Source organism: Rhizobium sp. CFBP 13644, assembly GCF_014842165.1.
Taxonomy (GTDB): domain Bacteria; phylum Pseudomonadota; class Alphaproteobacteria; order Rhizobiales; family Rhizobiaceae; genus Agrobacterium; species Agrobacterium tumefaciens_C.
This window is the reverse complement of sequence record NZ_JACYVF010000002.1, coordinates 837,053-855,422: the sequence shown is the minus strand read 5'-3', so window position 1 is coordinate 855,422 and position 18,370 is coordinate 837,053. Positions and strand designations below refer to the sequence as shown.

The following is an 18,370-nucleotide window of genomic DNA, read 5'->3' as shown; positions in this document are numbered from 1 at the left end:
ATCACCTCATTCAATCGGTCGAGACTGATCAGCCGCTGGCCAGTCATTCGCAGGCTCTTCAATAGCCACATCATCTGCCGGATCTGGATCACGCTCACCGGTGTTTTTGAGATTACCAGCCGCCTCCACCACGGCGTCACAAGCATCGCCATGGCTGATGCCCCTCACCGCAAATTCATCAATGAGCGCTTCGAGCTTGCCTTGAAGTTCGCCTCTCCAATTGTCGGTCATCCGTTTCTCCTTTGTTTGATGGGTTTGTCGCCAAGTTCAATCCACACAGGTGCGTGGTCACTTGTGTGTTCCCAGCCGCGTACGTGTTTATCGACATGGGCCGCCGTCAGCTTTTCTGCGAGGTCAGGGCTGAGCAGGAAATGGTCGAGCCTCAGGCCCGCATTTCGGGCAAAGGCGTTTCGAAAATAGGCCCAGAAGGTGTAAATGCGTTCATCCGGGTACAGCTTGCGCACGGCATCCGTCCAGCCTTGAGCCACGAGGTCAGCGTAAGCCGCCCTCACCTCAGGCCGAAACAGCGCATCGTCCAACCAGCGCTCCGGCTTATAAACATCAAGCTCGGTCGGCATGACGTTGAAATCACCCACAAGCGCAACTGGCACCTCAAGCTCCAGCAGTTCGTCAGAGTAGCATTGTAGCCTCTGGAACCAGTCCAGCTTGTACTGAAACTTTGGCCCCGGCACCGGGTTTCCGTTGGGCAGATAAAGGCAGCCAATGATGATGCCATCAACAACGGCTTCAATGTAGCGGCTCTGGCTGTCATCCACGTCGCCAGGCAGTCCGCGCCTCGTCTCCATCGGCTCGCGACCCCGTGCAAGAATGGCCACGCCGTTCCATGATTTTTGGCCGTGCCAGATCGCTCCATAGCCCGCTTTCTCCAGCGCCTTGCGCGGAAATTTGTTGACTGGCGCCTTAAGCTCTTGAAGGCACACAACATCAGGCCTCGCTTCGTCAAGCCAGCGAAGCAGAATGTCGAGGCGGCCATTGATACCGTTGACATTATAGGTCGCGAGCTTCACCAAAGATGCTCCATTCAACCAACCGCCTTACGGGCCTTGTTCAACCGCTTGATCGCCTCATTCAATGCCCGGTGGCCCTCACCATAATCCTGCCAGGCAGTGCTATTCTTCAAAAGCTGAGGTACGGTCCGGATGGTGAAGCGCGACGGGTCGAGATCAGCCTTCACCTGCGTCCAGTTCAGCGGCATGGATACTGTCGCACCCGGACGCGCCCGTGGCGATAGCGGCGCGACTGCCGTCGCCATCCGGTCGTTGCGCAGGTAGTCGAGAAAAATCCGCCCTTCCCGTTGGTTCTTCGCCATTTTGATGAGGTAGAGGTCTGGATTATCCCGCGCCATATCCTCGCACACATCATGCGCGAAGCTTTTCGCCTCGTCCCAGTTCAGCTTCTTTCCCTTGGGCACGGCAAGCGGTGTCACCACATGGAGGCCCTTGCCGCCCGTCGTTTTGCAAAAACTCACCAGACCCAGTTCCTCCAGCCGGTCGCGTATCTCGCGGGCAGCGGTAATAACGGCTGAAAAATCGACGTCAGGACCCGGATCAAGGTCGAATACCAACCGGCCCGGCACATCTGGCTGGTCCGGCGCACAGTTCCAAGGGTGAAGCTCGATGCCGCCAATCTGGGCAATGGCGGCAAGGCCTTCGACGCGATCAATCTGGAGATAGGGTTTCTTGTCACCAGACACCTTCACCAGTTCAAGAAGGTTCGATGTTCCCGGCATGGCGTGGCGCTGGAAGAATTGCTCGCCGCCAATGCCATCGGGGTTTCGAAGGATCGAGCATGGGCGGCCCTTGATATGCTCTATCAACCACGGCCCGACAGCTTCGTGGTAATGCGCAAGGTCAGCCTTGGTCACAGGTTTCCCGTCACCCGCATCCGGCCAGAGCGCCTTGTCTGGGCTGGAAATCATCACGCCCATGACCTCTTCCTTCGCACCCTTGCGGGCGCGCTTTGCAGGCGGCTTGTCCGTTTCGGGGTCAGGAACATCCGCATCATCAGGTGCGGCAGGCTCCTCCGCCTCCACCTCCGCTGCCGGCTTGTCTTCGCGCAGACCCTTGAACGCGCCCTGCCGCACCTGCCCGTCGGCGGTCCATCCGGCAAACTCGATTTCCGCCACAAGCTCGGGCTTCAGCCAGACAATATCGTCAGAAGCCTTTGGCGCTCCAATCCCCGTAAATGGAGACTTGGACGTTTCCATTTCCTCAAGCTTCGGCATCAGTTTTTCAACGGTCTTGGCACCATATCCGGTGCCAACCCGCCCTACATAGACGAAATGCTTGCCGCTGAAGACGCCAACCAGCAGAGACCGGAAGCTGCCATTCGTCGTGGCATAAGCCCCAATCACCACCTCATGGCCAGCCCGGCATTTGGATTTCGCCCATGTCTTGCTGCGGCCAGAATCATAGGGCGCGTCTCCCTTCTTGGAAACGATACCCTCCAGCGAAAGGCGACAGGCCGATTTCAATACGGCGTCGCCACCGGTCTCGAAATGTTCAACGAACCGCAGGCGCGTGTCCTCACCCGCATCCGACATCAATGCTTGAAGACGGGACTTGCGCTCCGTCAACGGTAACTCTCTCAAGTCCTCATCACCGGCAAACAGCAGATCAAAGGCGAAATAAACCAGATCGTCTGTCGTTCCCTCCGACAATGCCGCCTGCAAGGCAGCAAAATCCGGCGCGCCCTGCTCGTCAAGCGCACAGATCTCGCCATCGATGATACAGTCGGGCAGCGAAGACGCAGCCTCTACAATGGCAGGCCATTTATCCGTCCAGTCCAGCCCCTTGCGGGTCTTCAGCGTTACCTCGCCGCCCTCAACGCGCAGCTGAACCCGGTAGCCATCGAATTTAATCTCATGGATCCACCCCTTTCCAGAGGGTGGGCGCGTCAGGCTCTCGCAGAGCTGCGGCGCGATGAAGCCCGGCATCTGAGAAGCCGGGCTGGTGGATTTCGTTGGCTTTGTTCGCGTGGCCTTTGCCTTTGCGGGGGTCTTCGTCCCAGCCTTACGCTCCTCAGCCGCAAGCCCCTCATTGCTGTCCCACACCGCATCTGCTTTTACCGTCTCGCCCTCAGTCATGAACGGCTTCGGTTTCTTGCCCTTGCCAGCGGCAATGGCCTCCATGGTCCGGCCAGAGGCAACGGATGTCTCGTTATCTTCAAGCACGGCAGCGCCATTTCCATCAACGGCATCATCATCGCGATGCTTGATCAGCAGCCAGTTCGTCCGCTTCCCGCCATCGCGGTCATTGCGCATCCGCACCAAAACGAAACTGCCATGCAGCCGCTCGCCTTCTAGCGTAAACTTGAAGTCACCCTTTTTCAGCGCTTCCTCGGGCGTCTTGTTGCCCTCCGGCTCCCAGTAACCGCGATCCCACAGCATAACCGTGCCACCGCCATATTGCCCCTTGGGTATCGTGCCTTCAAAATCACCATAATCCAGCGGATGGTCTTCCACCTCCACAGCCAGCCGCTTGTCGTTTGGATCAAGCGACGGACCCTTCGTCACCGCCCAGGATTTGAACACGCCATCAAGCTCAAGCCGAAGATCGTAATGCAGCCGTGTCGCATCATGCTTCTGGATCACAAAACGGCCGCGGTTGGATGCCTTGACCTCAACCTCTCCACTCGGCTCAAGCGTCTGCTTGAAATCGCGTTTGGATCGATATTTGCTCAAATGGTCGGCCATGGCATCTTTCCCTACTCGCCGCGATCAGCCTCAGGCAGCGCCAGACACTCGAAGCGCACCCGCCTCGCCCAGGCTGCGCTGCACCAGAGCAATCTTGGAAGACGGAATATCTGCGGATACCTCAATCTCCCCTTCAAGCGGCGCATCGCTGCGAACAGTGCCGGTTTTGGAAACATCACCACCAGAGGCAACCGACCCTGCCGTGTTCTCATCCGTGGAAGACTGAATGAAAATGTCAGGCCGCGGAATTCCGTGCTGCTGAACTAGATGCTCAACCGCGAGATCAGCCGCCGCGCGCGTATCGAATGTTGCTTTGATGGTGTTGGTGCTGTCGTCAGCCATGGTGTCTCTCCTCATTCGCTGCAGTTACGAACCAAACTCCCTGCTGCGCGGTTTGTTTCCAACAAAACACCTTTGGCGGCCCGCTTGAGGCCGCCAAAGGCAAATATGCTGGTTATTTTGAGAAAAGCTGTGCCTAGTTAGCTCAGGGCTCGTTGAAGGCTGACACACGCAGAGTGATCCGGCCTGCGGGATCATTCTTGAAAATCAGGCCGGCCAGGGCCTTGGATTTGCCGGGAACATAATCCAGCACCGTGCTGGCTTTCTCAACGACGTTGGAGCCATCCAGAATTTCGCCATCGACTGTCACCTGCGAGGCCGTAGCACTTGCACCATTCGACACTTCGAACGAAACCTGAAACCCGTTGCTGCGCCGTTCAGTCATCAGAACGGTTGCGGCAAGATCGGGCGTTGTATCGTGATCTACCAACGCATCTTTCGCGATCCAGCCGATTACCGCCAGCACAATCACGGCGGATACGAGTCCGGTCAGCCACTCCACCCAGTGCGGATTTTTTGCCTCGAGATTTTTGTCGCCAATCGTTTTGGTCATGAAACCCTCAGAGGATAAGTCGAGCGGCGGATGCGCCGATAGCGCCGGGAAAACTCAAGATCACAATCGCCATCAGCACCTGCGTGGACCCCAGATCGTCAACCCGGTGAAATGTCCATAGACAATATGCGCTGATGGATCCCGCAATCACATAGCCCGGCAGTGTGAAGCGCACAAAAGCATGCCAGCTCGGCGTACCCTCCGCGAGATCGTGGCTCCCATGAAAGGATAGCGCGTAAACGAACCCGTGCATGACGATCAGCGATGCCGCGATAATGGCGAGGCCATGCCAGGGCGTCATCTTGAAGGACAGCAAGATCATTTCCTCGGTGGGCGCCACATTCAAATTCAAAAACAGCGCACCAACCGCCATCAGAAAAAGCTCACCCGCATAGGTCGTCTCACGGTTTTGAACCGGGTCCTCGTCACCCTCACCGTCTTCATCGTCGTCAGACTTGCCCCCCAGCTGGCTACGGCCCAGCATGGCACCAATGCTCGCCGGGATTGCCAGCAAGGCGATCATACCCGAAATCTCGTGCGGCGTTTGGTCAGCACGCAACACGCCAATGGACGAGAGAATGAGCGCGCTGGCAACCATGCCAAGAGCATAAGCGATAATGGCGTCTCGCACAGATTGCCGCCAACCCGTGGTCTGCTCAAACCCTATGCGGTGAGACAGAACAATCAACAAAGGCAGGTTGATGAGCAACAGAAGCAAGAGACGGGTGCGATCCATGTAGAAGCCCAGCTCCCACATCTCCATCGTCATGAACATAGGCAGTGCAAACAACAGTGCGCCCCCGCCTCCACGCGCTATTCCCGCGAGGAACTTTCCTGTATCAAAGTCACGATCCGCGCTGCTTTCCGCTGCCAATTTCGTCCTCCACAGGCCACATGCTCGCTCACGCGCAGCGGCACCGTCATTCCTGCCACGCCTTGATTGCGTGATTCTCATGCAGGGCCACCTATCTTGCAGGTGTTACGCGCCGTGCCAATCATCATTCATCGTGATCTGCTTATTCAAGAGGCGAAGCCTGACGCAGCACTGAGATAAAAAACTGCAAAAACCGAAAAAAATCGATCTGCACTTTCTCAATGTTCCTAAAACCGGGCGCACACTGTGTCCGTTCCGCCCTCGGATACACCGCAAGGCGTTGCGGCGAGGCGGAACCGGCGCTGGTGATGGAAGGCTACGCAACCTTCCATTGTCGGGGTCCGGCAGCGAATCCCCCCGGCGGCAACGGGTGGCGGGCAACACCGGTTTCGGACCGGCTGGTGTTACCCTCCCAAAGTTCGAACCGGATTGACGTGCCTGCCTTGAATGCCCTTACGGGGTTCAAGATCCGGGTCATGGCAATCCTGTTTGTCCGCCGCCGGGTGTACCGACAGCTCATCGGCACCGGTCGAACGCGACCATCAGGTGCTTGAAGCGAAAGTCAGGCGGTACACAGGAACACGCTGCATCTGCCCCGCGCCAGCAATGGCGCGGACAGATCGATCCTTCAGCCCTGCCGGTGGTGGGGCGGTAGCGTATCGAAGGCAGGTGCGGTTGAACTGGCTGCGGCATTCTTTCAACGGAATGCCTCGCCCGGAGGGTTAAGGGTTTGGCTTTGAAAAAGTCCGACCGTTTCTGCGGCAAGGTTACAGCCTTTGCCATTCGGGATTGCCAGCCGTGGCAAGAGGATCGTGGGCGGACAAAAACCGCTGAACGGGGCGCTGAAAGGTGCCAATACTAAAACTACCCAACGAGGCAACTTCCAGCGCCCCGTCCGAAATACCCATGGCCGCAAAAGGCGATGGTCAGAACGAAAAGATCAAGCCACGGGCAGATGCTGCCGCGTGAACGGCGAAGCTTGGCCAGAGAGTCGCCGGGATTTTTGACATGAGCGGGATGATGAAAGGCGAGTTGCGGGAGAAGCGTAACCTGCCCTCACTCACCCCACCAGAAACGCCCTGAAGTCATTCACATTTGTCCCCGTCGCTCCCGGCACGAACAGATCGCCCGAAAGGTCAAATGCCGACCAGGCGTCGTGTCCCGAAAGAAATGCTCTCGCATCCCCGCCCGCGGCAAGAATGCGGGCAACGCTCTTACCATCGGCAAAGGCGCCCGCATTATCCTGCGATCCATCAATGCCATCGGTATCTGCCGCAAGCGCCGTAAAGCCCTCAAAACCTTGCAGATCGAGCGCGGCAGACAGCAGAAACTCGCTGTTGCGCCCGCCCTTGCCGTAGCCACCGCTCCCGATCGTTACCGTCGTTTCACCGCCGGAAAGCAGCACCATCGGCTTTTCAAACGCAGCGTTGCCAGCAAATTCCCGCACCAATGCCGCATGCATGCGGCCAATGTCCCTCGCCTCACCCTCGATGCTGTCGGAAAGGATCAGCGGATTCACACCGTGGCTGCGGGCAAGGTTTGCGGCAGCTTCCAGAGAAACCCTGGCCGAGGCTATGACATGAACCTCGTGCCCGGAGAAGGCGGCATCACCGGGCCTTGGAGCCTGCGCGTGAGCGATGCTTTCGACAATGCGCTGAGGAATATCAATGCGGTAATCGCGGATCGCCCGCAGCGCCTCTTGCGCTCCGCTTTCATCCGGCACGGTCGGGCCAGAGGCCACGAAGGCGGGGTTGTCGCCGGGCACATCGGAAACGACGAGGGAGACGACACGCGCCGGATAAGCCAGTGCGGCAAGCCTTCCGCCCTTGATGCGGGAAAAATGCTTGCGCACCACATTCATGCCGGAAATCGGTGCACCGGAGGCCAGCAGTGCTTCATTAAGCGCGATCTCGTCGGCAAGGGAAAAACCTTCCGGCGGCGCCGGCAACAGCGCCGATCCTCCGCCAGAAATCAGCGCGATCACCAGATCGTCGGCGGTCAGTCCGCTGACTTTGGCCATCAGCGCCTGCGCGGCCACAATCCCCGCCTCATCCGGCACCGGGTGGGCAGATTGCAGGATGGTCGTGCGCTCGCAATCTGCAATGCTTCCATGGCGCGCCACAACAAGCCCTTCGAACGGGTGCTGCCAAGCGCGCTCGAAAGCCTGCGCCATCTGGCTTGCTGCCTTGCCAGCTCCGATGACCACCGTCCGGCCTTTCGGCTTCTCGGGCAAATGCCGCAGGATCGCCTCGTAAGGATCAGCCGCCTTCACAGCCTCGGAAAACAGCGCCTCCAGAAACGCACGCGGATCAGCAATCACCTCGGTCCTCCCCTCGGAATCATCAGGTACAGAATGGGCTGCGCCTTGGCCGTCTGCAAGTCCGCAAAAGCAAGGCCGGTTCGGTTCGCGTCGGGATTGAACTTCTGCCCGGGCCAAACGTTGGCCCATAGATCCAGAAATGACATCGGAGGCAACAATGTCGAACACCGACAATCTAGGACCGGAATATCACAACAACCCGAATAAGGACCGCTTAAAGGGACGCCGTTTCGTCTGGTCCCGCAAAAAATCCAAGCCGTGGAGTTTCACCATGTTCGCCATCCTTGCGCTGATCATCGCAGCGGGCGCCATGGCAGTCAGCTACCTTGTCCTGTCACATCCCGGCAAAACAGAGCCGAATGTAGGTATCGAAGAGCCAGTTCAGCCTTGATTGTGGTGGGTCAGACGAGCAACTGCGCGCCGAACTGGGCATCGTGCAAGCGGCTATACGGCCCCTTGGATGCGAGCAATTCCTCATGATTGCCGGTCTCGACAATACCGGTCTCGTCCACCACCACGATGCGCGTCGCATCTCTGATTGTGGCGAGGCGGTGGGCAATCACCAGCGTGGTGCGGCCAGACGCGAGTTCGCTGAGAGAAGCCTGAATGGCCCTCTCCGTCTCGGTATCAAGCGCAGATGTCGCCTCATCCAGAATGAGAATCGGCGGATTTTTCAGGAACATGCGCGCAATCGACATGCGCTGTTTTTGACCACCCGAGAGCTTAACGCCACGTTCGCCGATGACCGTGTCCATGCCGTCAGGCATTCCCTCGATAACACTTTCCAGACGGGCACGGCGCGCCGCTTCCCATATCTCGGCCTCGCTGGCGCCCAGGCGGCCGTATTCGATATTCTCGCGGATCGTGCCACCGAACAGGAAAACATCCTGCTGCACGATGCCAATCTGGCTGCGCAGCGACGCCAAGGTCATCTTGCGGATATCAATGCCATCGATGCAAATCGCACCACCAGTAACTTCGTAAAAACGCGGCAGCAAGGAGCAAAGCGTCGTCTTGCCCGCACCGGACGGACCAACGAAAGCGACCGTTTCCCCCGCACGAATACTGAGGTCGATGCCACCGAGCACCTGTTTGCCATCGCTATAGCCGAAGCTGACATTGGCATAGGTGATTTCGCCGCGAAGCGCTGGGGCCTCGATGGCGTCAGGCGCATCGGCAATATCAGGTTCAGTATCGACCAGCTCGGTAAAGCGCCGAAATCCGGCAATGCCCTTGGGATAGGTTTCGATGACGGAATTGATCTTTTCAACCGGGCGGAAGAACACGTTGACGAGAAGCAGGAAACCAACGAAACCGCCAGCGGTGAGGTCGCCCGTCAATACCAACCACGCGCCGCAGATCATGATGATCATCTGCGTCAGGCGCATGCTCATATAGCTGAGCGACGTGCTGGCAGCCATGATCTTGTAGGCGTTGAGCTTGGTCTGGCGATACCGCTGGTTATCCTCTTCGAACAAAGCGCGCTCATGGTCTTCATTGGCAAAGGCCTGCACGACGCGCATGCCGCCGACATTTTCTTCGATGCGCGCATTGAACGCGCCGACGCGGCCATAGAGAGCCCGGAAATTGTTGGTCATGCGGCTGCCATAACGGCTCGTCACCCAAGCCGTAATCGGCACGATGGCAGCCGTAACCAGTGCCAGGGGAACGTTGACCGACATCATCAACAGGAATGCGCCGAGGAAAGTCATTATGGCGATGAACAGGTCTTCTGGCCCATGATGAGCCACTTCGCCGATTTCCTCGAGGTCCTTCGTCAAACGCCCCACCAGATGCCCGGTCTTCTGATTGTCGAAAAAGCCGAAGGACAATTTCTGGAGGTGATCGAAGGCGCGGCGGCGCATATCGGTTTCGATATTGATGCCCAGCATATGCCCCCAATAGGTGACGATCGCCATCAGGCCCGTATTGAGGACATAGATGATCAGAAGGCCGATGGAGGCGAGCAGAATAAGTTGCCAGTCACCCGCTGGCAAAAGCACATCCACAAACGCTTTCACCGCCATCGGAAATCCGAGTTCGAGAATGCCCGACAGCACGGCACAGGAAAAATCCACAATGAACAAGCGCCGGTATGGTTGGTAGAATGAGAAAAAACGGCGAAGCATGGGATATCGTCCACTATGGTGTGGCATGGCCACTCAATGCTGAAACTTTACCCCAACTCTCATATTTCCATGGGCTGGCCAAGTCTCGTTGCGATATTTTTACGAAATTCGTTCAATAAAGCGTGCGAACAATATAAAAACGAAATGCTGCTAGACTATGTTGTGAACCGAACACCATATAGCGACAGAACCCAATCTGTCCGGGGAATGCGAAAGAGACGTTGTTGAACAAGCCAGACAATCACAAAAAGACCAGCGAACCAAGATGGCTTGGTCCCGCCTCACATGGACGTACCGCGCTGGTGCCGCCCATTTCCGCAGCCCGCTGGCTTCTTGTGCTGGTTGTTCTGGCCGGAATCTACTTCTTCTACGGCTTTCTCGTGCCTGTGCTGGCGGCACTCGTCATCGGTTTTGCCAGCTGGCCTGTCTATCGTGAATTGCTGCGCCGTGTTGGTGGCAACACCTCGGTCGGGGCGACCATTGCGCTTCTGCTCATCATCACCTTCCTCATCGTGCCGATTTTCATCGCAGCATCCTATACCGCAAGCGAAATCCGCGAATGGTTCGGCTGGGCGGTGGAGGTCAACAAGGTCGGCGCTCCCGTTCCCCAATGGATCGCGGCCCTGCCGGGCGTCGGCGTATGGATGAGCGAGCAGTGGATCCGCTATGTCGGCACACCCGGCGCCATCGGTGAAGTGATCCAGCTCGTCAGCGGCGCCAATATCGGCAACATCTATCGCGCCATTGTGGCCGCCGGTAATGGTGCCTTCCATCTGGTTCTAACGCTGCTGTTCATGCTGATCGCGCTGTTTTTCGTCTATCGCAACGGTGCAAGCTTCGCACGCCAGATCGATCTGGTGGGTGAACGCATTCTGCCGACCCGCTGGGAAAGAATCTCTCGCGTGGTGCCTGCCACCATCAGCTCGACCGTCACCGGCATGACGCTGATCGCGATTGGCGAAGGCATTATTCTCGGTGTAGCCTACTGGATTGCAGGCGTTCCCTCGCCCGTTACACTCGGCGTTCTGACAGGCGTCATGGCGCTCATTCCCGGCGGCGCACCGCTGTCTTTCACGCTTGTGTCGGTCTATCTGGTAGCCAGTGGCTCGGTTCCCGAAGGCATCGCGCTCTTCGCATGGGGATCCATCGAACTCTTCATCGTCGACAAGACCATCCGCCCCCGCCTCGTCGGCGGCCCTATCAAGCTTCCATTCCTGCCGACCTTCTTTGGTCTGGTCGGTGGCGTGAAGACCATGGGCTTCCTCGGCCTCTTCATTGGCCCGGTTCTGATGGCGCTGCTGGTTGCGGTGTGGCGCGAATGGGTGCGCGAAGTCGAGATCGCGGCCATAGAAGCCGAAGCGATTGAAGCCACGCCCGACATCGTAGAGCCGCCGCCGCTGCGAAAAACAGCGACGTGAGGTGACCATAGCCAGGCCCTTCCCCGCTCAGAGCTTCAATTCCATGAACATGCTGAGCGGATCGGGCTTATAGGGCGCGAAGGCTTCGATTTCGACAAAACCAGCCTTGCGATAAAGCCCGATGGCCTCCGGCTGGCTGATGCCGGTTTCGAGGCGGATGGCGCCGAGGCGCAGCTCTCTCCCTCGGGCAATGATAGCGTCCATCATCAACTGACCGATCTTGAGGCCTCTCGCCTGTGGATCGACAAACATGCGTTTGATTTCACCCGTGCCATCCCCGGCCTCGACAAGAGCGCAGCATCCGACGATCTGGCCTTCATTGCGCGCCACGAAGAAGGAAACTGTCGGCTTTTCCAGCGTGTCGATATCCACCATATGGTTGCTTTCCGCCGGATAAAGCGAGGCCATATAGGCATTCGACATATCCATAAGGTGCAGGACTTCGGGCTGGCGCGGCGGTTCAAGCTTGATATCGACTGGCATGCGGGTTCCCATTTATTTTTCAACAGCACGATCCTGCGTCGCAATAAGACTGCAATTCCGCTAGATCAGGATGGCTTGTAAGATAATTCATCCGGCAGAGGCAACCGTGACCCCATGAGAACAGCGCTTGTATTGATGACTATTCTCGGCTGCGATGACACAGCGACAGATTGCCAGCATGTCGCCACGCTTCAGCAGCGCTGGACCAGCATCGAGCTTTGCGATGCCGAATCCGAAACCAAGCTGGGCGACTTCGTCAACGCATCCTATCCGGTGATTGTTGCCGTGTGCCAGACACCGGAGGAGCCACAGAGCGGGCTGGCCAAGGCCGATCCGCAAACGCCAGATACATCCACCCTGGCACCAGCACTGGCGCCACAGGAAGAACAGACGCTGACGCAAAAGGCGATCACCCGCGTGCGCCGCATTCTGCCTTCTACCGAGGGCGTGAAGGAAGTTCTGGGCAAGCCGGTGCGCATGGTGGAAGACAGCTATTCCTGGATCGCCCGCCGCCTGTCCAACTGAGCAGTTCAGCAGAGCCCGTCAAGCAGCTTCGGCTGTGATGGTGGTGGAGAGGGAACGGGCGCGGTGGCGTTGTTGGGCCATCTGCAGCTTCTCGACCATATGCAGAAGCTCGCGCATGGTGGCGTCGGCATCGGCATTGGAAAATTTGGAAAGAAGCCCGGACGAGAGTTCTGCGACCGGGTCGGCATAAGGTGCTTCAGCCGCCTCGCGCCACAGACGCGTCGCTTCCATGAAGATGTCCAGAACCGGACCAAAAAGTCCAGTCGATTGAAACAGCGCTTTCAATGCGTGGTGGCGACCTGTGCCAAGGATGGAACGGACCTGACGTTCGCCGAGGCCGGAGAGGTTCGAAATGGCTTGCGCAAAAAACGCGACCTTGCCCGAACACAAAAGGCTCATGAGGAAGGCAGGCGTCAGGTCACCCTTCTCCCGCAAACGTTCCACCAGCATGGGCATGGCTTCTGCCGTGACATCGCCAGCAATCTGGACTGTTGCGGCATCCGAGGCATCACGAATGATGCTGCACAGGCGCGTTGGCTGCACGGCGTGGCAGACCAGATTGGATGCGGCCAGTGCCGCTCCGATATGACCGACGATGGCGTAGCGCACATCTGCTGGCAGATCGGCTCGGTCTAGCAGCAGGTCGCGAATTTCGGCGTCATGGGCGTGGCGCTCGGCAATGCGGCGCAAGGTGAACGGCGTGATGCGGGCACTGCTGTTTTCCAGAAGAATGGATAGCTCAAGAACATCGCTGATTTCAGCAAGGGCACCGCAAGCGCCCGGTTCCAGAAACGGTCGTGCCGCAATCATTGCCCGTGTGATGGCTGTGCCATTGCCGATGAGATCCACCAGATCGGTTTCACGCAGAACAGGGGAATGAATGATGACAACGCAGGCGACTTCCGGCTTGTCTTCGGCAAGCGAGACAATGATGGAGCGGGGTGCGAAGGGAGAATATGCCAGCGTTTCTGCAAGCGCCGACCTCACCTTTGGCGATGGGTCATCCAGCAGATAGGTCATCGCATCAAAGGCGCTCTCCTGCCGATCCTGCGGCAGTGACGACTGGAGGTAAGCCTCGGCAAGAGCCGTTGCCGCCTTGGATCTGTCGCCAGACCGAGCCTTTTCAGACCAACGTAGAAATGCTTGTACGATCACCCTGCGCCCCACCAACAGACAAATCCGGCTGTCCCGGCAGATGAGGTCGCATGCGACTCGTTTCCGCCTTCTGACTGCCAAACCTAGGGGCAAATGGTTTACGTTTGGTTTACCATATTTCTGAGCGACTTACGCGCTTCGTCACTCACCGGTCGGCGGGGCGTGTGAGTTGGAAAACATCCGTGCCGCCATCCGAATAATCGCGGTAACCCATGCGGGCAACGGGCCGTGCGCGGGCCATATCGATGCGACCGTTTTCGATGACCGCTTCATCGATATGGATGCCCACGACCTGACCGAAGACGATCCATGTCTCCGCCTCCAGACCGTTCACATCGACAGGACGCATGATTTGCGTGACCTGACATTCCAGCGCCGCATAGGCTTCTGCGACGCGGGGCGCATCCACGATCGTTCCCTGCTGCGACGTCAGCCCGGCAAGCTCGAATTCATCGACACCATAGTCGACCGGGGCGGATGATGTGTTCATCTGCTCCACAAGGTGGCGGCTGACGAGATTGGCGGTGAAGACGCCGGTTTCCTCGACATTACGGACACTGTGCTTATGGCCGCTGGATGCGAACATGATGAGCTTTGGCGTATCCGCCACGGCGTTGAAGAAGGAGTACGGCGCAAGATTGAGCGAACCATCCCTGCCCTTCGAGCCAATCCAGCCAATGGGGCGCGGCGCAACGATGGCCTTGAAAGGATCGTGCGCCAGGCCGTGCAGGTTTGCGTCCGCTGCGTAAAACATCAGGCCTCACCCACCCATGTGACCACGTCGCCAAGCTGCGGGCGCGGACGCTCAACTGGCGGGAAGGTGGTGGAACCGATATAGATGAAACCGGCAATATTCTCGCCCGGATTCACACCCAGTGCCGGGAAAATGGCTTTGTCATAGGCGACCCATTCGGTCAGCCAATTGGCGGCATAGCCATTGGCATTGGCTGCAAACAACAGGTTGAGGCAGACGGCACCGGCGGACATGACCTGCTCCCATTCAGGGATCTTCACATGCGGCGCAGCCGTGCTGACAACGGCGATGACGACGGGTGCGCGGGTAAAGCGGGCGCGTTCCACCGCCTGATGATCGGCACTGAGGTCTGGCGTCTTTTCCAGCGCACGGGCCAAAACCGCCTCACCCAGCCGCTCACGCTCGCCACCCCGATAAACGATGAAGCGCCAAGGAGCGATTTTTCCATGGTCCGGCACGCGCACGGTGAGACGCAGGATCTCCTCGATCTCAGCACGCTCAGGGCCGGGCTCGGTCAGCTGCGGTGCAGGCGTTGACCGGCGAATATTCAGGTAATCGATAAGGGTGATGTTGTCTTTCATGACAGAACCGTTCCATTGTCATACATGTAAAATTAAGAGCCTTGAAATAGCCACCGCGTTACGTTTGAAGTGGTCCTAGAAAAACAAGAAGTCAATGCGGTCAAGAGAAATGACGTTCATCAAAATTGCGACTGGCCTTTGTGTGGCGCTGGCTTTGAGCGCCGCGCCAATGGGTGTTGCATTCTCGCAGGATGCCTTCAAGGACTTCAAACAGCTGGGCGGCACGCAGAAAATGCCCAAGCTGAACGCATTTACCGCCCCAACCGCGCCCGATGCGGCAAAATCCACATCTCGCGACATCGTCATGGAAGCAAAGCTGACCAATGACGGCCAACCCATGATGGAAGGGCTGGCATGGCGTGTGTTCAGCCCCATTCCCGGCCCTGATGGAAAGCTGCCCATGCTGGCCAGTTCCGATGGTGGCACGGCCCAATTCCACTTGTCGCCCGGCGATTACTTCGTCAACGTTTCCTTTGGCCGCGCAGGCGTGACCAAGAAACTGAATGTGCCGACGAGCGGCAAGATCGACAAGCAGGTGCTGATTCTCGATGCCGGTGGCTTCGTTCTCAACGCCGTTGTGGGCGCCGATAAACGGATTTCGGCCAACCAGCTCAAATTTTCGGTTTATTCCTCCGACACGCAGGAAGATGGCGAGCGGCGTCTTGTGATGTCCGATGTCAAGCCAAACACGGTGATCCGCCTGAATGCAGGCACCTACCATGTGGTGTCAGAATATGGCGGCATCAACGCCGTTGTGCGCGCCGATATTCAGGTGGAAGCTGGCAAGCTGACGGAAGCAACGCTTCAACACCACGCCGCACAGGTTACGCTGAAGCTCGTATCCGAACATGGTGGGGAAGCGATTGCCGATACCGCATGGTCCGTGCTCACAGGCTCTGGCGATATCGTCAACGAAAGCGTCAGCGCCTTTTCCACCATGGTGCTGGCAGACGGCGAATACACCGCCATCGCCCGCAACAAGGACAAGGTCTACCAACGCAACTTCAAGATCGCATCGGGCCAGGATTCAGACGTGGAAGTGCTGATGAAAGATCAGGCCCCGGAAGAGACGATGGGCGATTACGAGTAAGCCTAACCGCTTGAAGATTAGCAAGTCAGCAGATGTTGCGGAGATGTCAGTGTGGTGTAATCTGCGTGCCAGTAGTGCGGGTCATTGCATAGCGAAAACACGGCATCTTTTGAGACATACCTGTCATCAAATCTGTTTCGCAACGTGATGTAAACCGAACCTTGCTCGGGATAGTCCCTGCCCACGTCGACAATCTTGTTTCCACGCCGTAGCTCAGCGACGACTATGTGCCGCAAAGGAGCGGCGAGGTCTGCTGCCAAAGCGTGAAGCCTTGAGAAATCCTCAACGTCTCTGACAGAACATAGGTCACTTTCGCTGAACAACGCACTCGCCTCTTTAGCCAAAGTCGAAATCAAAACGGCGCCCTAAAGCGCCGTTTCTTATTTGTTCAAGCAGCGCTCACGGCAGCTTTTGCAGCCTTGGCAGCGCGCTTGCGCTTTACGTCTGGTGGTGTTGCTTCGTCCACGAGGTTCGCGATCGCTTCTTCCAGACCGTAGGATGTCTGGGCCTGAGAGCCGAGGCGGCGGATGTTGACGGTGCGTTCTTCCGCTTCCTTTTTGCCGCAGACGATGATGACCGGGACCTTAGTGACCGAGTGTTCGCGGACCTTGTAGTTGATCTTCTCGTTGCGGAAATCGGTTTCGACGGAAAGACCGGCATCGCGCAGGGCTTCGGCAACTTCGCGACCGTAATCATCCGCATCCGATGTGATCGTGGCGACAACGACCTGCTGCGGCGCGAACCAGAGCGGCATGTGACCGGCGAAGTTCTCAATGAGAATGCCGAGGAAGCGTTCCATCGAGCCGCAGATGGCGCGGTGGATCATGACCGGCTGACGCTTTTCCGACGCCTGATCGATGTAGAATGCACCGAAGCGTTCCGGCAGGTTGAAGTCTACCTGCGTTGTGCCGCACTGCCATTCACGACCGATAGCATCTTTGAGCGTATATTCGAACTTGGGACCATAGAACGCGCCCTCGCCCGGCAGAATATCCGTCTTGATGCGGCCATCGGACTGCTCTTCGATGGATTTCAGAACCTCGGTCATCACGCTTTCGGCGCGGTCCCAGACGTCATCGGAACCGACGCGCTTTTCAGGGCGTGTGGACAGCTTCACCACGATTTCCTCAAAGCCGAAGTCCTTATAGACCGACAGGATGAGTTCGTTGATGCGCAGGCATTCCGCTGCCATCTGCTCTTCCGTGCAGAAAACGTGGGCGTCATCCTGCGTGAAGCCGCGAACGCGCATCAGACCATGCAGAGCGCCGGATGCCTCGTAACGGTGTACGTTGCCAAATTCTGCAAGGCGAACAGGTAGTTCGCGGTAAGACTTCAAGCCATGCTTGAAGATTTGTACGTGGCCAGGGCAGTTCATGGGCTTCAGGGCGAAGACGCGGTTATCGGCGGCCTCATCCTTTGGGTGGGTGAAGGCATAGGCCGACTTCACGGCAAACATGTTCTCCTGATACCAGCCCCAGTGGCCCGACGTTTCCCACAGGGAAGCATCCAGCACCTGCGGCGCGTTGACTTCCTGATAGGTGCCTTCGAGATTGCGGCGCATATAGGCCGTCAAGGTCTGGAACATGCGCCAGCCCTTGCCGTGCCAGAACACCACGCCCGGACCTTCTTCCTGAAAATGGAACAGGTCCATTTCGCGGCCAAGACGGCGGTGGTCGCGCTTTTCAGCTTCTGCCAGGACGTGGAGATACTGATCCAGCTCTTCCTGCGTTGCCCAAGCGGTGCCGTAGATGCGTGTCAGCATCGGGTTGTTGCTATCACCACGCCAATAGGCACCGGCAACCTTCATCAGCTTGAAAGCCGTGCCGATCTGTCCTGTGTTGGCCATGTGCGGGCCACGGCACAGGTCGAACCAGTCGCCCTGATAATAGATCTTGAGGTCCTGCCCCTCGGGAATGGCATCGATCAGCTCGATCTTGTAGCTCTCACCCTTGGCAGCGAAGACTTCCTTGGCCTTTTCACGCGACCAGACTTCGCGCGTGAAGGGCTTGGAGCGGCCAATGATTTCCTTCATCTTCTTTTCGATCTTGGGCAGATCTTCCGGCGTGAAGGGCTCGTTCTTGGCGAAATCGTAATAGAAGCCGTTTTCGATGACGGGGCCGATGGTGACCTGCGTACCGGGCCACAGTTCCTGCACGGCTTCAGCCATGACGTGGGCGGCATCGTGACGGATCAGCTCAAGCGCACGCTTGTCGTCGCGGGTGACGATCTCGATCTTGCCATCGACAATCGTGTCGGAAAGGTCGCGCACGGTGCCATCCAGCGCAATCGCGACGGCCTTCTTTGCAAGCGACTTGGAAATAGATTCGGCAACATCGCGACCGGTTGTACCAACCGGGTACTGGCGCACGGAACCATCGGGAAATGTAAGGGAAACGGCTTCAGACATCATAATTCTCCTGACCAGTCCCGCCAA

At 57.8% G+C, this 18,370-nt stretch carries 17 protein-coding genes; 4 read left to right on the top strand and 13 right to left on the bottom strand.

Translation table 11 applies throughout. From position 1 onward, the window contains the following. Window positions 1-6: 6 nt before the first annotated feature. The 7 genes from IFT53_RS09225 to IFT53_RS09195 all read right to left on the bottom strand — a co-directional run bounded on the left by IFT53_RS09225 (window position 7) and on the right by IFT53_RS09195 (window position 7,801). Complete coding sequence (locus tag IFT53_RS09225) at window positions 7-231, bottom strand: hypothetical protein (RefSeq protein WP_192063944.1); 225 nt, start codon at window positions 229-231, stop codon at window positions 7-9. Further along, window positions 228-1,028 (bottom strand): exodeoxyribonuclease III, encoded by an 801-nt coding sequence (gene xth, locus IFT53_RS09220; RefSeq protein WP_192063945.1) that lies wholly within the window; start codon window positions 1,026-1,028, stop codon window positions 228-230. Before xth ends, IFT53_RS09225 begins: the two co-directional genes overlap by 4 nt. A gap of 14 nt (window positions 1,029-1,042) precedes the next feature. Next, window positions 1,043-3,715: a DNA ligase D gene (gene ligD / locus IFT53_RS09215; RefSeq protein WP_192063946.1), complete on the bottom strand. Its 2,673-nt coding sequence runs from the start codon at window positions 3,713-3,715 to the stop codon at window positions 1,043-1,045. A gap of 30 nt (window positions 3,716-3,745) precedes the next feature. Then, a complete protein-coding gene (locus IFT53_RS09210) occupies window positions 3,746-4,057 on the bottom strand; it encodes a hypothetical protein (protein WP_192063947.1) in 312 nt (103 codons plus the stop codon). Window positions 4,058-4,199: 142 nt separating this feature from the next. Next, window positions 4,200-4,607 (bottom strand): hypothetical protein, encoded by a 408-nt coding sequence (locus IFT53_RS09205; RefSeq protein WP_192063948.1) that lies wholly within the window; start codon window positions 4,605-4,607, stop codon window positions 4,200-4,202. A gap of 7 nt (window positions 4,608-4,614) precedes the next feature. Then, on the bottom strand, window positions 4,615-5,481 hold the full coding sequence (locus IFT53_RS09200; RefSeq protein WP_244656242.1) for a TIGR02587 family membrane protein: 867 nt from the start codon (window positions 5,479-5,481) through the stop codon (window positions 4,615-4,617). 1,060 nt (window positions 5,482-6,541) lie between these two features. Further along, window positions 6,542-7,801 carry a glycerate kinase type-2 family protein gene (locus tag IFT53_RS09195; RefSeq protein ID WP_342365789.1) on the bottom strand — a complete coding sequence of 420 codons (1,260 nt, stop codon included), beginning with the start codon at window positions 7,799-7,801 and terminating at the stop codon, window positions 6,542-6,544. A gap of 157 nt (window positions 7,802-7,958) precedes the next feature. Between IFT53_RS09195 and IFT53_RS09190 the strand changes: the two genes are divergently transcribed. Then, entirely contained in the window at window positions 7,959-8,192 is a 234-nt protein-coding gene (locus tag IFT53_RS09190; protein ID WP_192063950.1) for a hypothetical protein, read from the top strand. Between the two features lie 10 nt (window positions 8,193-8,202). On the opposite strand, the gene IFT53_RS09185 is transcribed toward IFT53_RS09190, so the two are convergent. After that, entirely contained in the window at window positions 8,203-9,930 is a 1,728-nt protein-coding gene (locus IFT53_RS09185) for an ABC transporter ATP-binding protein (protein WP_192063951.1), read from the bottom strand. Between the two features lie 224 nt (window positions 9,931-10,154). Between IFT53_RS09185 and IFT53_RS09180 the strand changes: the two genes are divergently transcribed. After that, the gene (locus IFT53_RS09180) at window positions 10,155-11,348 is read left to right on the top strand and encodes an AI-2E family transporter (protein ID WP_192063952.1); all 1,194 of its coding nucleotides are present in this window, start codon (window positions 10,155-10,157) and stop codon (window positions 11,346-11,348) included. 27 nt (window positions 11,349-11,375) lie between these two features. Here the strand turns inward: IFT53_RS09180 and IFT53_RS09175 are convergent, their stop codons facing one another. Then, window positions 11,376-11,831 carry a GNAT family N-acetyltransferase gene (locus IFT53_RS09175; protein WP_192063953.1) on the bottom strand — a complete coding sequence of 152 codons (456 nt, stop codon included), beginning with the start codon at window positions 11,829-11,831 and terminating at the stop codon, window positions 11,376-11,378. Between the two features lie 114 nt (window positions 11,832-11,945). Between IFT53_RS09175 and IFT53_RS09170 the strand changes: the two genes are divergently transcribed. Next, window positions 11,946-12,356, top strand: a complete 411-nt coding sequence (locus IFT53_RS09170) for a hypothetical protein (protein ID WP_192063954.1) — start codon at window positions 11,946-11,948, stop codon at window positions 12,354-12,356. Between the two features lie 18 nt (window positions 12,357-12,374). Here the strand turns inward: IFT53_RS09170 and IFT53_RS09165 are convergent, their stop codons facing one another. The 3 genes from IFT53_RS09165 to IFT53_RS09155 form a co-directional block, all read right to left on the bottom strand. Continuing rightward, a complete protein-coding gene (locus IFT53_RS09165) occupies window positions 12,375-13,526 on the bottom strand; it encodes a DUF2336 domain-containing protein (protein WP_192063955.1) in 1,152 nt (383 codons plus the stop codon). A 130-nt stretch (window positions 13,527-13,656) separates the two neighbouring features. Continuing rightward, window positions 13,657-14,265, bottom strand: coding sequence for a flavin reductase family protein (locus IFT53_RS09160; RefSeq protein WP_192063956.1), 609 nt, complete (start codon window positions 14,263-14,265; stop codon window positions 13,657-13,659). Next, window positions 14,265-14,846 carry a nitroreductase family protein gene (locus IFT53_RS09155; RefSeq protein ID WP_192063957.1) on the bottom strand — a complete coding sequence of 194 codons (582 nt, stop codon included), beginning with the start codon at window positions 14,844-14,846 and terminating at the stop codon, window positions 14,265-14,267. The genes IFT53_RS09160 and IFT53_RS09155 overlap by 1 nt, the downstream gene beginning before the upstream one ends. A 109-nt stretch (window positions 14,847-14,955) precedes the next feature. On the opposite strand from IFT53_RS09155, the gene IFT53_RS09150 reads away from it, so the two are divergent. Then, complete coding sequence (locus IFT53_RS09150; protein WP_042619253.1) at window positions 14,956-15,936, top strand: hypothetical protein; 981 nt, start codon at window positions 14,956-14,958, stop codon at window positions 15,934-15,936. 388 nt (window positions 15,937-16,324) lie between these two features. Here IFT53_RS09150 and thrS read toward each other — a convergent pair whose 3' ends face one another. Further along, window positions 16,325-18,343: a threonine--tRNA ligase gene (thrS, locus tag IFT53_RS09145; protein WP_192063958.1), complete on the bottom strand. Its 2,019-nt coding sequence runs from the start codon at window positions 18,341-18,343 to the stop codon at window positions 16,325-16,327. Window positions 18,344-18,370: the final 27 nt, after the last annotated feature.